10 protein-coding genes and 3 pseudogenes are annotated in these 14,164 nt (G+C 73.3%); 7 read left to right on the plus strand and 6 right to left on the minus strand.

Translation table 11 applies throughout. The annotated features are described in order from the left end of the window. The first annotated feature begins 58 nt into the window (after positions 1 to 58). Positions 59 to 1,449 (plus strand): annotated as a pseudogene (locus OJ254_RS19655) (MFS transporter). Positions 1,450 to 1,476: 27 nt separating this feature from the next. Here OJ254_RS19655 and OJ254_RS19660 read toward each other — a convergent pair. Both OJ254_RS19660 and OJ254_RS19665 read right to left on the minus strand, forming a co-directional pair. Next, a complete protein-coding gene (locus OJ254_RS19660) occupies positions 1,477 to 1,788 on the minus strand; it encodes a putative quinol monooxygenase (RefSeq protein ID WP_265363369.1) in 312 nt (103 codons plus the stop codon). Then, positions 1,788 to 2,666, minus strand: a complete 879-nt coding sequence (locus OJ254_RS19665) for an SDR family oxidoreductase (protein WP_265363370.1) — start codon at positions 2,664 to 2,666, stop codon at positions 1,788 to 1,790. Before OJ254_RS19665 ends, OJ254_RS19660 begins: the two co-directional genes overlap by 1 nt. Positions 2,667 to 2,826: 160 nt before the next feature. Here OJ254_RS19665 and OJ254_RS19670 point away from each other — a divergent pair, with 160 nt between their 5' ends. Beyond that, complete coding sequence (locus tag OJ254_RS19670) at positions 2,827 to 3,753, plus strand: LysR family transcriptional regulator (protein WP_265363371.1); 927 nt, start codon at positions 2,827 to 2,829, stop codon at positions 3,751 to 3,753. On the opposite strand, the gene OJ254_RS19675 is transcribed toward OJ254_RS19670, so the two are convergent. Both OJ254_RS19675 and hmgA read right to left on the minus strand, forming a co-directional pair. Next, complete coding sequence (locus OJ254_RS19675; RefSeq protein WP_265363372.1) at positions 3,728 to 4,477, minus strand: GntR family transcriptional regulator; 750 nt, start codon at positions 4,475 to 4,477, stop codon at positions 3,728 to 3,730. The two genes, OJ254_RS19670 and OJ254_RS19675, sit on opposite strands and share 26 nt — an antisense overlap. Before the next feature lie 16 nt (positions 4,478 to 4,493). Beyond that, the gene (hmgA, locus tag OJ254_RS19680) at positions 4,494 to 5,819 is read right to left on the minus strand and encodes a homogentisate 1,2-dioxygenase (RefSeq protein WP_265363373.1); all 1,326 of its coding nucleotides are present in this window, start codon (positions 5,817 to 5,819) and stop codon (positions 4,494 to 4,496) included. Between the two features lie 102 nt (positions 5,820 to 5,921). Here hmgA and OJ254_RS19685 point away from each other — a divergent pair, with 102 nt between their 5' ends. The 5 genes and pseudogenes from OJ254_RS19685 to OJ254_RS19705 all read left to right on the plus strand — a co-directional run bounded on the left by OJ254_RS19685 (position 5,922) and on the right by OJ254_RS19705 (position 12,453). Further along, on the plus strand, positions 5,922 to 6,557 hold the full coding sequence (locus OJ254_RS19685; RefSeq protein WP_265363374.1) for a TetR/AcrR family transcriptional regulator: 636 nt from the start codon (positions 5,922 to 5,924) through the stop codon (positions 6,555 to 6,557). 595 nt (positions 6,558 to 7,152) lie between these two features. Then, positions 7,153 to 8,591: pseudogene (locus OJ254_RS19690) on the plus strand (CitMHS family transporter). Positions 8,592 to 8,943: 352 nt separating this feature from the next. Beyond that, positions 8,944 to 9,785 (plus strand): annotated as a pseudogene (locus tag OJ254_RS31895) (NAD(P)-dependent oxidoreductase). Positions 9,786 to 9,911: 126 nt separating this feature from the next. Next, on the plus strand, positions 9,912 to 11,306 hold the full coding sequence (locus OJ254_RS19700; RefSeq protein ID WP_265363375.1) for an aldehyde dehydrogenase family protein: 1,395 nt from the start codon (positions 9,912 to 9,914) through the stop codon (positions 11,304 to 11,306). A 67-nt stretch (positions 11,307 to 11,373) separates the two neighbouring features. Further along, positions 11,374 to 12,453 (plus strand): zinc-binding dehydrogenase, encoded by a 1,080-nt coding sequence (locus tag OJ254_RS19705; protein ID WP_265363376.1) that lies wholly within the window; start codon positions 11,374 to 11,376, stop codon positions 12,451 to 12,453. Between the two features lie 19 nt (positions 12,454 to 12,472). On the opposite strand, the gene OJ254_RS19710 is transcribed toward OJ254_RS19705, so the two are convergent. Beyond that, entirely contained in the window at positions 12,473 to 13,444 is a 972-nt protein-coding gene (locus OJ254_RS19710; protein WP_265363377.1) for an urea transporter, read from the minus strand. Positions 13,445 to 13,498: 54 nt separating this feature from the next. Beyond that, complete coding sequence (locus tag OJ254_RS19715) at positions 13,499 to 14,158, minus strand: TetR/AcrR family transcriptional regulator (protein WP_265363378.1); 660 nt, start codon at positions 14,156 to 14,158, stop codon at positions 13,499 to 13,501. Positions 14,159 to 14,164 lie beyond the last annotated feature (6 nt).

Consider the following 14,164-nt stretch of genomic DNA (forward strand, 5'->3'; position numbering starts at 1 on the left):
CGAACGGCGCGGGGGACCCCCATCGCGCCGGGACCTGCTCAGGGGAGGACCGACCGCCATGACGGACACCACCTCCTCCACGCCTGAACGGCGCGGGGGTACCCCCATCGGCAACCGGGCCGCCGCACGGCTGGACCGGCTGCCACCGTCCCGGTGGCACCGCCGGATCACCCTCGTCGTCGGCATCGGCGCCTTCTTCGACCTCTACGAGATCTTCCTCGGCGGTGTGCTCGCCGCCGTCCTCGCCGAGCAGTGGCACCTCGGCCACACCGCGAAGTCCTGGGTGATCGCCGCCGGTTTCCTCGGCATGTTCGTCGGCGCGAACCTGCTCTCGGTGCTCGCCGACCGCCTGGGGCGGCGCCGGATGTTCCTGGTCAACCTCGGCGCCTACTCGGTGTTCTCGCTGGCCTCCGCCTTCGCCCCGGACCTGCCGTGGCTGCTGGCGCTGCGCTTCCTGGCGGGCCTCGGGCTGGGGCCGAACTCGTGCTGGTGGACACCTACCTCGCCGAGTTCCTGCCCCGGGCGGTCCGCGGCCGGTACCTCGCCCACGCCTACACCCTCGGCTTCGTCGGCGTCCCGGTCGCCGCACTGCTCGGCGCCCGGCTGGTGGCCGCCCACCGGCTGCTGGGCGTCGACGGCTGGCGCTGGCTGCTGGTGGCCGGTGCGCTCGGCGCCGCCTTCATCCAGCTCATGCGCCGCCAACTCCCCGAATCGCCACGGTGGTTGACCGTGCACGGGCGGCACGAGGAAGCCGAGCGGATCGTTGCCGGGCTGGAGGAACGGGTGGCCCGGGAGACCGGCGGCAGCCTGCCCTCCGTACCGGAGACCGAGACCGTCCCCGAGCGGCGGGTGCCGCTGGCCGCGATGTTCCGCGGCGACCTCCGCCGCCGGACCGTCATGTGGTGGATCTTCCAGGTCCTGCAGACCGTCGGCTACTACGGCTTCGGGGCGCTGGCGCCGGTGGTCCTCACCGCGAAGGGCCACACCGTCACCGAGTCGCTGCTCTACGCCGCCCTGAGCTTCTGCGGCTACCCGCTCGGCTCCGCGCTGTCCGTCCCGCTCATCGACCGGATCGAGCGCCGCACCCTGATCATCGCCTCCGCCCTGGCCATCGCCGGCTGCGGGCTGGCCTTCGGCTTCGCCGACGCCACCTGGGCGATCGTCGCCTTCGGCTTCCTGCTGACGGTGGCCAGCAACGTCTTCTCCAACGCCTTCCACGTCTACCAGACGGAGATCTTCCCGACCGGCCTGCGCAGCAGCGCGATCGGCATCGCCTACTCGCTCTCCCGGCTCACCTCGGTCGTCCTGCCGTTCGTGGCCCTCCCCGTCCTCACGGATCTCGGCCCCGCCGCGGTCTTCACCGGGTCCGCCGCGCTGATGCTGCTGCTGTGCGCGAATGTGGCGGCGCTGGGACCACGCAGCACGGGACGCAGCCTGGAACGGATCTGACCGGGCCGCGCCCCGCACCGCTGCCGTTCATCCGCCGGCGGACGTCACCGGCGTGCTCTCGTAGTGCTTCATCTCCTCGATGTCACCGATGTACGGCCTGACGTGGGCGAGGAAGGCGGGGAAGTGCGGGCCGCCGCGGAAGCCCTTGAGGTGGTCCTCCACCGAGGTCCACTCGATGCGCAGGATGTAGTGCTCGGGCTCCTCCACCCCGTGTGCCAGGTCGTACCCGAGGCACTCGGGCGCCGCGTCGAGCTGCTCGGAGGCCGCCGCGTACGCCTGCTCGAAGGCGGCCCGTCGCGCGGGGTCGGTGATCGTGTAACGGATGTACTCGGTGGTCATCAGCGGTTCTCCTGAGAGGGGGCGGAACCGGCCCGCAGGGCGGTCGCGTGGTCGGCGAGGAAGGTTTCGATCGGGAGGGCCGGGCGGCCGAGCAACCGGGGCACGGTGTCGGAGACCGTCCGGGCCGCACCGGACGCGTAGCGGCCGTAGAGCTCGACCAGCCCGTCGGCCTGCCACGTGGACATGCCCGTGCCGAGCAGGGCGGTACGGGCCTGCTCCGGCGTGAGGGCACGGCAGGTCAGCTGCCGGCCGAGGGCCGCGCCGAGCCGCTCGGCGACCTCGTCGTGGTCCATCGCCCGCGGGCCGGTCACATCGAGGACCGCGCCCTCGTGGCCGCCCGTGGTGAGCACCGTGGCGGCGACCTCGGCGATGTCGCGGGCGTCCACGTACGACACCGCGGCGTCGCCGGCGGGCAGCGCCAGCGTGCCGGTGCGCCGCAGGTCCGGCAGCAGCGCGAGGAAGTTCTGCAGGAACCCGTTCGGCGCGAGCACCGTCCACGGCAGGCCGCTGCTCTCAAGGTGGTCGAGCGCCGCGGTGTGCGCGTCGAAGAACCGCACCGGGACGGTCCGGCGCCGCACGCCGATCGCCGCCTGGAGGACGACCTTGGGACGGCCGGCCCCGGCGACCGCGTCGATCACGTTCCGGGCCTGCCGGGCGGCGTCCGGGCCGACCGGAGTCAGCAGGTGGACCGCCTCGATCCCGGCCGCGGCCGCGGCCAGCGAGCCGGGGTCGTTCAGGTCCGCGACCACCGGCTCGACGCCGTCGTCCCACTCGGCGGGCGCCTCACCCGCGTTGCGTACCAGCGCACGGACCGCGGCGCCGCGGGCGCGCAGCGCGCGCACCAGCGGCCGGCCGACGGTGCCGGTCGCGCCTGTCACCAGAATCATGCATCCCCCAGGGTCAACGGGCTTGCTCTGCTTGGTCGTTCAGCCCGGCCCACGCTATGGGCGGCACCGCCGGTCAACAAGCGCAGCTTGTTGTCGGTCGACAAGGCGGGCTTGTCGACGGGGGTGCCGGGCGGCCGTACGATGCCGTCGCATGGAACCCGAGCTGCGCCAGATGCGGTACTTCGTGGCGGTGGCCGAGCGCCGCAGCTTCACCCGCGCCGCCGAGGACGTGTACGTCGCCCAGCAGGCGCTCAGCCAGCAGATCAAGGCGCTGGAGGACACCCTCGGCGTACGGCTGCTCGACCGCACCTCCCGCCGGGTCGAGCTCACGCCGGCCGGCGCCGCCTACCTGGCCGACTGCAAGCGGCTGCTCTCCGCCGCCGGCCGCGCGGCCCAGCACGCCCGGGCGGTGGCGGACGGCGAGGCCGGGAAGCTGCGCATCGCCTACACGGTCACCGCGGTGTACGAGACCCTGCCGGCGCTCACCGCCCACCTCGCGGCCCGGGCGCCCCGGCTGAAGGTGGAGACCCGGGAGATCTTCGCCTCCGACGTCTGCCGGATGCTGCGGGACGAGCGCTGCGACCTCGCGCTCGCGCCCAGGGCCGGCTACCCGAAGGGGATCGCCCGGCGGACCGTGCGGCGGGAGCCGCTGATGGCGGCGGTCGGTGACGGCCATCCGTCCGCCGGCGCCCCGGCCGTGGAGCTCGCCGGGCTGCGCGACGAGACGTTCCAGCTGTGGCCGCGCGACATGGCGCCCGGCTACTACGACGCGGTGGCCGGCGCCTGCCGGGCCGCCGGGTTCGAGCCGGTGCTCGACGAGACCGCCTCCGGGTCCAACGCCTGGGCCGGCATCGCCGCCGGGCGCGGCGTCAACCTCGTGGTGGGCTCGCTCGCCCGCCAACTCCCGCGCGGCATCACCCTCGTGCCGCTCGCGGAGCCCGCGCCGGTGCTCCGCCTGGACGCCGTCTGGCGGGCCGAGCATCCACATCCGGCGGTGTCCCGCGTCCTCGACGGATGCGCGGAGCTCTGGCCCGGAGAGCGGGCCGACGGCGTCAGTGCGCGTCCAGCGTCACCGTGAAGGAGAAGCGGTCCCCCCGGTAATGGATCCGGGCGACGTCGACCGGCCGTCCGTCGGCGTCGTAGGTGACGCCCGTGTAGTCGAGGATCGGGCTGAGCAGGGGGACCTCCAGGAGGCGGGCGGTCTCCGGGTCGGCGAGGCGGGCCTCGACCGTGTCGGTGATCCGGCTGATCCGGACGCCCACCGCGTCCCGCAGCACCTTCGTCATCGGCCAGCGCAGCAGGTCCGCCGGGTCGATCCGGTCCGCGACGTCGGGGCGTACGTAGTTGCGCGCGTGGTTGGTCGGCTCGCCCGTCTTCTCGTCGCTGCGCAGCCGGCGGAACCCGGCCACCTCTGTCAACTCCGGGAAGTACTCGGCCAGTTCGGCGGGGACCGCGACCGGACCGTGGTCCAGCAGCTCGGTGGTCATCCCGGACTGCTGGGCCACGATCGCGTCCACCGAGCCGAGCAGCCGCACCGGCGCACCGCGCCGCGCACCCGGCTCGATGAAGGTGCCGCGGCGCCGGTGCCGGCTGATCAGCCCCTCCGCCTCCAGCTCCTTGAGCGCCTGCCGCATGGTCAGCACGCTCACGCCGTAGTGCGCCGCGAGCGCGTCCTCGGTGGGCAGCCGCAGCGGGGCGTCGGGGGAGCGGCCCAGTATGGAGGCGCGCAACGACTGCGAGACCTGGTACCACAGCGGCAGCTTGCGGTTCAGGGCGAGCGAGTCGGGAGCGAAGGTGGTCACGAGCGGTCCCCGGGTGTCACGGGCGGAAGTGGCGCTGGAGACCCTGCCATACGTCGTCGTAGCCGCGCTGCAGGTGGCCGGCGTCCCGGGCCTGGGCGGTGAGCGTCAGCGGCCACCGGGTCTCGAACATGAACGCCAGCCCGTCGTCGATCTTCTGCGGCACCAGCTCGGCGGCGCTCGCCCTGTCGAAGGTCTCCCGGTCGGGCCCGTGCGCCGACATCATGTTGTGCAGTGATCCACCGCCGGGCACGAAGCCCTCCGCCTTGGCGTCGTAGGCGCCCTCGATCAGGCCCATGTACTCGGTCATCACATTGCGGTGGAAATAGGGCGGCCGGAAGGTGTCCTCGCCGACCAGCCACCGCGGTGCGAAGACCACGAAGTCCACACCGGCCAGCCCCGGGGTGTCGGACGGCGAGGTCAGCACCGTGAAGATCGACGGGTCCGGGTGGTCGTAGCTGATCGACCCGATGACGTTGAAGCACCGCAGGTCGTAGACGTACGGGACGTGGTCGCCGTGCCAGGCGACGACGTCCAGCGGCGAGTGGTCGTAGGTGGCGGTCCAGAGGTTGCCGCAGAACTTGTTGACGACCTCGACCGGGCCCTCGACGTCCTCGTAGGCGGCGACCGGGGCCCGGAAGTCCCGGGCGTTGGCCAGGCCGTTGGCGCCGATCGGGCCGAGGTCGGGGAGCCGGAAGGGCTGCCCGTAGTTCTCGCAGACGTAGCCCCGAGCGGTGGCGTCCAGCAGCTCGACGCGGAACCGCACCCCGCGCGGGATCAGCGCCACCTCGCCCGGTACGGCGCGCAGCAGCCCGAGCTCGGTGCGCAGCAGCAGCCCGCCCCGCTCGGGGACGATCAGCAGCTCGCCGTCCGCGTCGCTGAACACCCGCCGGTCCATGGCGGAGTTGGCGTGGTAGAGGTGCACGGCCATCCCGCTGCGCTGCGTCGCGTCACCGTTGCCGCCCAGCGTCCACAGGCCGTCCAGGAAGTCCGTCGGGCCCTCGGGAGCGGGCAGCGGGTTCCAGCGCAGCCGGTTGGGGTCGGGGACGCACTCGGTGAACGGCGCCGAGCGCACCGCGCGGGGCTCGGCGCGGACGAACGGCGGGTGCGCGGCCGACGGGCGGATGCGATACAGCCAGGAGCGGTGGTTGGTCGCCCGCGGTTCGGTGAACGCCGAGCCGCTGAGCTGCTCGGCGTACAGCCCGAGCGGGGCCCGCTGGGGCGCGTTGCGGCCCACCGGAAGCGCGCCCGGGACGGCCTCCGAGCTGTGCTCGTTGCCGAACCCGGTGGCGTACACCAGCCCTTCGGCCGTCTTCCTCGCCTGCTCGTTGGCCGTGCCTGTCATCGCGCGCTCCCGCCGCTCAAGGAATCCTATGGAAGACCTTAGGATTGCGCGGGAGGGCCGTCAACGGACACTCCCGGCCGGAAGGCCGGGCAGGATGGACGGGTGCAGCAGCCGACCCCGCGCCCCGACGGGCCGCCCCGCTCCCTGCGCCGCGCCCCCGTGCAGCGGCGCAGCGCCCAGCGCCTGGCCCGCATCCTCGACGCCTGCGCCGAACTCCTCGACGAGACCGGCTACGAGGAACTGAGCACCCGGGCCGTGGCCGGCCGGGCCGGCGTCCCGATCGGCTCGGTCTACCGCTTCTTCCCCAACAAGCGGGCCATGGCGGAGGCGCTCGCCCACCGCAACCTCGACGCCTACGCGGACCGGATCACCGCCCGGCTGACCGCACCGGAGGGGCAGCGGCTGGAGTGGCGCCGGGCGATGGACGTCGTGGTCGACGAGTACCTCGCGATGAAGCGGACGGTGCCGGGGTTCGCGCTGGTCGAGTTCACGGTCCCCGCCCCGCGCGAGTCCCGCCAGGCGAACTACGAGGTCGCGGACCGCCTCCTGGCCCTCCTCGCGGGACGCCTCGGCCTGGACCCGGCCGACGCACGGCTCCGCACGGCCTTCCTGGTCGGCGTCGAAACGGCGGACGCGTTGCTGCAGCTGGCGTTCCGCGTCGACTCGGCCGGTGACCCGGCCATCGTCGCGGAGGCGAAGTCGCTGCTGCGGGCGTATCTGTCCCAGCACCTGGATTGATGTCTTCCCACGTACCTGTCTGCGGCGCCGCGGGTCTTGCTCGCCGTTGCGCTTTGCGGCGCCCCGCACGTACCTGTCTGTCCCGCCGCGGGTCGTCTCGCCGTTGCGCCTGCGGCGGGCTGGGGGTTGTTGGGTGCGGTGACGGGCCTCCGGGGCCGGTTGTGTGGACTGCTGACGCTTTACGTCCACACAACCGGCCCCTCCGGCCCGTCCCCTCCCGTGAGAGGGAAAGTTGGGGCCGGTGGGGGTGCACGTAACCGTCCACATGCGCGCAGGCAACAGACCAGGCTCGCCCCCGACCAGCTCAGAAACTCCCACTCACGGGAGGGGCTGGACCGGAGGACGAAGTCTGGAGGGCCGGCACCGCACCCAAAACACAAACGCCCGCCGCCAGGCGCAACGGCGAGCAAGACCCGCGGCGGGACGGCCAGGTACGTGGGAGGCGCCGCAAAGCGCAGCGGGTACGTGCGAGTGACCTGCAGTTTTGCGCTTATTGCTCGCGTGTCAAGGTCTTGTTAACAAAAGTTTGCGGGTCCTAACGTGCCTGGACCGCCACCCCCGGCAGATGTTCAAGGGCGAACGTGAGGTACCCCAAATGATGACGATCCTCGGATTCGTCATGATCGGCGCATTCCTGTTGCTGATCATGATGAAGAAGATGTCCCCGATGGCAGCGCTGGTGCTGATTCCCGCGCTGTTCTGCGTCCTGGTCGGACAGGGCGCGCACCTGGCGACTACGTCCTCAAGGGCATCGGAGACCTGGCCCCCACGGCCGCGATGCTGATGTTCGCGATCATCTACTTCGGAGTGATGATCGACGTCGGGCTCTTCGACCCGGTCGTCCGCGGCATCCTCCGGTTCTGCAAGGCGGACCCGGTCCGGGTCGTGGTCGGTACCGCGCTGCTCGCCGCGATCGTCTCGCTCGACGGTGACGGCTCCACCACCTTCATGATCACCGTTTCGGCGCTCTACCCGCTCTACAAGCGGCTGAAGATGAGCCTGGTCGTCATGACCGGCGTCGCGGCCACCGCCAACGGCGTGATGAACACCCTCCCGTGGGGCGGGCCGACCGCCCGTGCCGCCACCGCGCTCAAGCTGGACGCCGGTGACATCTTCGTGCCGATGATCCCGGCGCTGGCCGTCGGGCTGGTCGCGGTCTTCGCCCTCGCGTACGTCCTCGGCCGGCGCGAGCGCAAGCGGCTCGGTGTGCTGACGCTCGGGGAGACCCGGGTGGTCGAGGAGACCGTCGAGGAGAAGGAGACCGAGCAGGTCCTGGTCGGCGCGGGCGTCGGCGGGACGGGTGCGGGGGCGGGCGTGCCGCGTGGCGCCGGCGGTTCCGGGGGCACGGGAGCGGACGCCGGAGCGGACGCCGGCGACGGTGGCAGCGACGGCCTCCAGGGACTGGACCCGCACCGGGCGACCCTGCGGCCCAAGCTCTACTGGTTCAACGCCGCGCTCACCGTCGCGCTGCTCACCCTGCTCATCCTGCAGACGCTGCCGATCCCGGTGCTGTTCCTGCTCGGTGCCGCGCTCGCGCTGACCGTCAACTTCCCGCACATGAAGGACCAGAAGGCTCGGGTCGCGGCGCACGCCGAGAACGTGCTCAACGTCTCCGGCATGGTCTTCGCCGCCGCCGTCTTCACCGGCGTGCTCACCGGTACCGGCATGGTCGAGCACATGGCCCGCTGGCTGGTGTCGGGCATCCCGGACGCGCTCGGCCCGCACATGGGCCTGGTCACCGGCGTCCTCAGCATCCCGCTGACGTACTTCATGTCCAACGACGGCTTCTACTTCGGCATCGTGCCGATCCTCGCCGAGGCCGGTGCCGCACACGGTGTCGCGCCGGTGGAGATCGCCCGGGCGTCCCTCGTCGGGCAGGCGCTGCACATGTCCAGCCCGCTGGTCCCCGCCGTCTACGTCCTCGTCGGCATGGCGAAGGTCGAGTTCGGCGACCACACCAGGTTCACCGTCAAGTGGGCGGCTCTGACGTCCCTGGTCGTCCTGGGGGCCTCTCTGCTCTTCGGCATCCTCTAGAGAAGGGCGCGCCTTCGGCGTGACCGGCGGCGGCTCCGCACTGCCGCCGGTCGCGGTGCCGCTCGGCCGGCGTTCCGACCACGGTCGGTGCGCCGGCTCCTGGTTTCCGGGGCGGTCGCCGCGTACCGGACAGGGGCGCGGCGGGCGGGTGGCGGGTGGTGGTCGCAAGGCTGCCCGAAGGGACCGTAAGCGGACCCGAAGGGAACCGTAAGCGCAGGTCGGCAGGGTGGTGTGCAGCGCGGGACCGGCACCGGGCCGGACCGGCAGCGGCATACGAGGAGCAGTTGTGAACGCCCCGAACGACACCCAGAACGACGCCCGCACCCCCGTCACCGTCCTCGGCCTCGGTGCCATGGGCCGGGCGCTGGCCGCCGCCTTCCTGCGGGCCGGGCATCCCACGACCGTCTGGAACCGCACCCCGGGCCGGGCCGGTGAACTCCTCGCCCAGGGCGCGACGCCGGCGGACACCGCGGCCGAGGCGGTGGCCGCCGCCCCGCTGGTGATCGTCTGCGTGCTCGACTACGACGCGGCCCACGCCATCCTGGAGCCGATCGGTGCCCGGCTGTCCGGCCGGGTGCTGGTCAACCTCACCTCCGACACCCGCAGCGGGCCCGGGCCGCCGCCACCTGGGCGGCCGGGCACGGCATCGACTACCTCGACGGCTCGATCATGGTGCCGACCCCGGTCATCGGGAAGCCCGAGGCGACCGTCCTCTACAGTGGCGCCCGCGAGGCGTTCGAGACGTACGGGACGACGCTGAAGGCGCTGGGCGGCCGGGCGCCGTTCCTCGGTGAGGACCACGGCACGGCGGCGGTCTACGACCTCTCGCTGCTCGGCTTCTTCTTCTCGGCGATGGCCGGGCTGGTGCACGGCTTCGCGCTGGCGGAGGCGGAGGGCGTGGCGGCGAAGGACTTCGCGCCGTTCACCGGGACGATCGCCGGCATCCTGCCGCCCATCGCCGCGGGGATGGCCGAGGACCTGGAGCGCGGGGCCTACTCCGGCGACCAGGACAACATCGTCATGGAGGCGACGGGCATCGCGCACGTGCTGGAGGCGGCCCGGCACCGCGGGCTCAACACCGAGGTGCTCGACGCGGTCAAGGGGCTCGCGGACCGCACCATCGCGGCCGGCCACGGCAACGCCGGATTCATCAGCGTCATCGAGGAAATGCGGAAGTCCTCGACAAGCGCGTGACACCCGTCGGTGCTCCTGGGCTCGTGGTGACCGTCACCGGGGGAGGCGGCGGGGCTCCCTGGCGGCGGAAAACTACCGGCGCTAGTTTGGGGGCGACGACCACCGGCGGCGCGGGAGGACCACGACGTGAAGCAGCACGACGCGATGTACATCGACGGAAGCTGGCGGCCCGCCGAGGGCGGCGGAACGATCGAGGTCGTCAACCCGGCCGACGGACAGGTCATCGCGACCGTCCCGGCCGGGTCCGCCGCGGACGTGGACGCCGCGGTGCGCGCCGCCCGCGCCGCGCTCCCCGGCTGGGCCGCCACCCCGCCGCGGGAGCGTGCTGCCCGGCTGGCCGCGCTGCGCGACCAACTGGTGGCGCGCGCCGACGAGATCGCCGCCACCGTCACCGCCGAGCTCGGCGCCCCGCTCGCCTTCAGCAAGGCGGTGCACGCCGGGGCGCCGATCGCGGTCTGCGGCTCGTACGCCGAACTCGCCGGTACGTACGCCTTCGAGGAGAAGATCGGCAACTCCACGGTGCTGCACGAACCGGTCGGCGTGGTCGGGGCGATCACGCCCTGGAACTACCCGCTGCACCAGGTCGTCGCCAAGGTCGCGCCGGCGCTCGCGGCGGGCTGCACGATCGTGCTGAAGCCGGCCGAGGACACCCCGCTGGTGGCCCAGCTGTTCGCCGAGTGCGTCGACGCCGCCGGGATACCCGCCGGGGTGTTCAACCTCGTCACCGGCCTCGGCCCGGTCGCCGGCCAGGCGCTCGCCGAACACGACGGGATCGACCTGGTCTCCTTCACCGGCTCCACGGCCGTCGGCCGGAAGATCGGCGCGCTGGCCGGTGCCGCGGTCAAGCGGGTGGCGCTGGAGCTCGGCGGCAAGTCCGCCAACGTCATCCTCCCCAGCGCCGACCTCGCCAAGGCGGTCGGCGTCGGCGTCGCCAACGTCATGGCCAACTCGGGCCAGACCTGCAGCGCCTGGACCCGGATGCTGGTGCACCGGGACCGGTACGACGAGGCCGTCGAGCTGGCGGCCGCCGCGGCCGCCAAGTACGTCCCCGGCGAGAAGATCGGCCCGCTGGTCAACGCCGGCCAGCAGGCCCGGGTGCGCGGCTACATCGAGCGGGGCGTGGCCGAGGGCGCACGGCTCGTCGCCGGCGGCCCCGAGGCGCCCCTGGAGGCGGGTTACTACGTCCGCCCGACCGTCTTCGCGGACGTCACACCGGAGATGACCATCGCCCAGGAGGAGATCTTCGGGCCGGTGCTGTCCGTCCTCCGCTACGAGGACGAGGACGACGCCGCCCGGATCGCCAACGGCACCGTCTACGGGCTGGCCGGTGCGGTCTGGGCCGGCGACGAGGCCGAGGCGGTCGCCTTCGCGCGCCGGCTGGAGACCGGTCAGGTCGACATCAACGGCGGCCGCTTCAACCCGCTCGCCCCGTTCGGCGGGTACAAGCAGTCCGGCGTCGGCCGGGAGCTGGGCCGGCACGGCCTCGCCGAATACCTTCAGACCAAGTCCCTGCAGTTCTGAGCGTCCGCACCGTTCCGGCTGCTCCGTTCCGGCTGTCCCGCCCCCGTCCTGGCCCCGAGGAGATCCCGTGGTCCGCGCCGCCGTCCTTCCCGCCGTCAACGCCCCGCTCACGATCACCGAGATCGACCTGCCCGAGCCCGGCCCCGGCCAGGTCCGCATCCGGCTCGCCGCGGCCGGGGTCTGCCACTCCGACCTCTCGCTGTCCAACGGGACCCTGCGCCAGCCCGCGCCGGCCGTCCTCGGGCACGAGGGCGCGGGCACGGTCACCGCGGTGGGCCCCGGCGTCACCTCGGTGGCGCCGGGCGACCGGGTCGTCCTCAACTGGGCGCCGTCCTGCGGCGACTGCCACTTCTGCGGGCTCGCCGAGCCCTGGCTGTGCGTGAACTCCGGCCTCGCCGCGAACGCCCCGTACGCCACCACCGCCGACGGCACCGAGCTCTACCCGGGGCTGGGCACCGCCGCCTTCGCCGAGGAGACCGTGGTGCCCGCGCGGGCCGCGCTGCCGCTGCCGGACGGGGTGCCGCTCGCGGACGCCGCGCTGCTCGGCTGCGCGGTGCTGACCGGCTGGGGCGCCGTCCACCACAGCGCCCGGGTGCGGGCGGGGGAGTCGGTGGCGGTCTTCGGCGTGGGCGGGGTGGGGCTGGCCACGATCCAGGCGGCCCGGATCGCGGGCGCCGCGGCGATCGTCGCGGTCGATGTCTCCCCGGCGAAGGAGGAACTGGCCCGGGCCGCGGGCGCCACCGACTTCGTGACCGCCGGCGAGGACACCGCCCGGCAGATCCGCAAGCTCACCGGCGGGGTGGGCACCGACGTCGCGGTGGAGTGCGTGGGCCGCGCCGACACCATCCGTACGGCCTGGTCGGCCACCCGGCGCGGCGGCCGGACCACGGTCGTCGGCATCGGCGGCCAGGAGCAGCAGGTGACCTTCTCGGCCCTGGAGCTCTTCTACTTCGGGCGGACGCTGTCCGGCTGCGTCTACGGCAACAGCGACCCGGCCCGCGATCTGCCGGTCATCGCCGGGCACGTGCGTTCCGGCGCGCTCGACCTGTCGCAGCTGGTCACCGACCGCATCGGCCTCGACGGCATCCCGGCCGCCTTCGACGCGATGCTCGCGGGGAAGGGCGGCCGGTCCCTGGTGGTCTTCTGAAACCCCGCGGCGGTCCGCGTCAGGCCGGGGTCCGGCGCAGCCGGGAGAACGCCGGTGCCGCCGCCAGGAAGACCAGCGAGACCAGCACGAACGGCCAGGTGAAGGTGTGGCCGCCGGACGGGGCGAGGAGGGCCGCCAGCGCCGGGGTGACGGCGGTGGCGGTGGCCGCACCGGCCACCGCGTAGGCCAGGCTCCAGCCGTCCGCGGCCAGGAACACCCCGCACAGCGCCATCGCGACCAGCACCGCGTTGTAGCCCATGGTGCCCTCGGCGACCTGTTCGGCCGGGGCACCGAGGGCCCACGCGGTGCCGGTCCCGACCACGCTGCCGACGCAGGCCAGCGCCCCGGCCCGGCGGGACGCGGCGAAGATGCCGGCGAGGAAGATCAGGCCGACGTACCACTGCGGCATGAAGAAGATCTGCCCGACGTTGGCGAAGAAGGCGTGCCAGAGGTCGGTGAGGGTGAGGGACACCGGGCCGGATGCCGGGCTGGGCAGCGCCGCCGGGCCCGCGTCCTGGTGCCACACCCGCCGGAAACCGGGTGCGGCCAGCGTCAGCGCACTGGCCGTCAGGCAGAACGGCAGGGTGAAGGCCGGCAGTTCCCAGACCGCCAGGATCCGCCCGGCGGCGCCGGTGAGGACGGTGACCAGCGCGCTGCCGGCCAGCGCGAGCAGCGCGGTGGAGAGGTGGCCCGGGCCGAGGAAGACCGCGCAGGCGACCGCCACCAGGCAGGCGTTGAAGCCCTCGAGGCCCGCGGTGATCCGGCTCCGGTCCACGCCGAGGCCGCGCGCGGTGGCGGTGCCGATCGCGGTGCCTATCAGTCCGTAGAGCCCGTACTCCCACCCCGCCGCGAACAGCGCGACCGTGAAGACCACACCGGTCAGCGCGTTCGGCAGGAAGTCGACCTGCGCCTGACCGCGCAGCACCTCGACGACGAACCGGCCGTAAGGGGCCCGGAAGGGGCCGCTGATGGCCGTGCCCGACTCGTGCACACCGCCTCCTGGGAAATGTCCCACCTGCCCCTGCCCGCCAGAGGCGTGCGCACTTTACAGCTGTTGTCCGCTACCCGGCGGTACGCGTTCGGGGTGCTGCAGGGCCAGCCCGTCCACCAGCGCCAGCAGTCCGGTCTCGAAGGCGCCCTCGTCGACCTGGCGCTGATGCTCCACCAGGAGGTGCGCCTGGCCCAGGTGCGGATAGTCGGCCGGGTCGTAGGCGCCTGGGTCGTCGACGAAGCCGCGGGCGAACGAGCCCAGCGCCGAACCCGCGACGAAGTAGCGGACCATCGCGCAGATCCGGGTGGCCTGCGCGGGCGGCCAGCCCGCCTCGACCATCCCGCCGAACGCCGCGTCGGCCATCTTCAGCCCGGCCGGGCGGCGGCCGGGGCCCTGGGCGAGGAACGGCACGATGTGCGGATGCGCGGCGAGCGCGGCGCGGTAGGAGCGGGCCCAGCCGAGCAGCCCGGTGCGCCAGTCACCGCCCGCCGCCGCGAAGGCCGAGACGTCGACCTGGGCGATGACCGTGTCGGCCACCGCGTCGAGGATCTCGTCCTTGGTCGTGAAGTGGTTGTAGAGGGACGGGCCGCTGACCCCCAGCTCGGCGGCGAGCCGCCGGGTGGAAAGCGCCGAAAGCCCCTCGGAGTCGATCAGCGCGAGCGCCGTGGAGACGATGCGCTCCCGGCTCAGCAGGGGCTTGCGGGGTCGGGCCATGGGCCA

The organism is Streptomyces endophytica (genome assembly GCF_026153355.1).
GTDB classification, from domain to species: domain Bacteria; phylum Actinomycetota; class Actinomycetes; order Streptomycetales; family Streptomycetaceae; genus Streptomyces; species Streptomyces endophytica.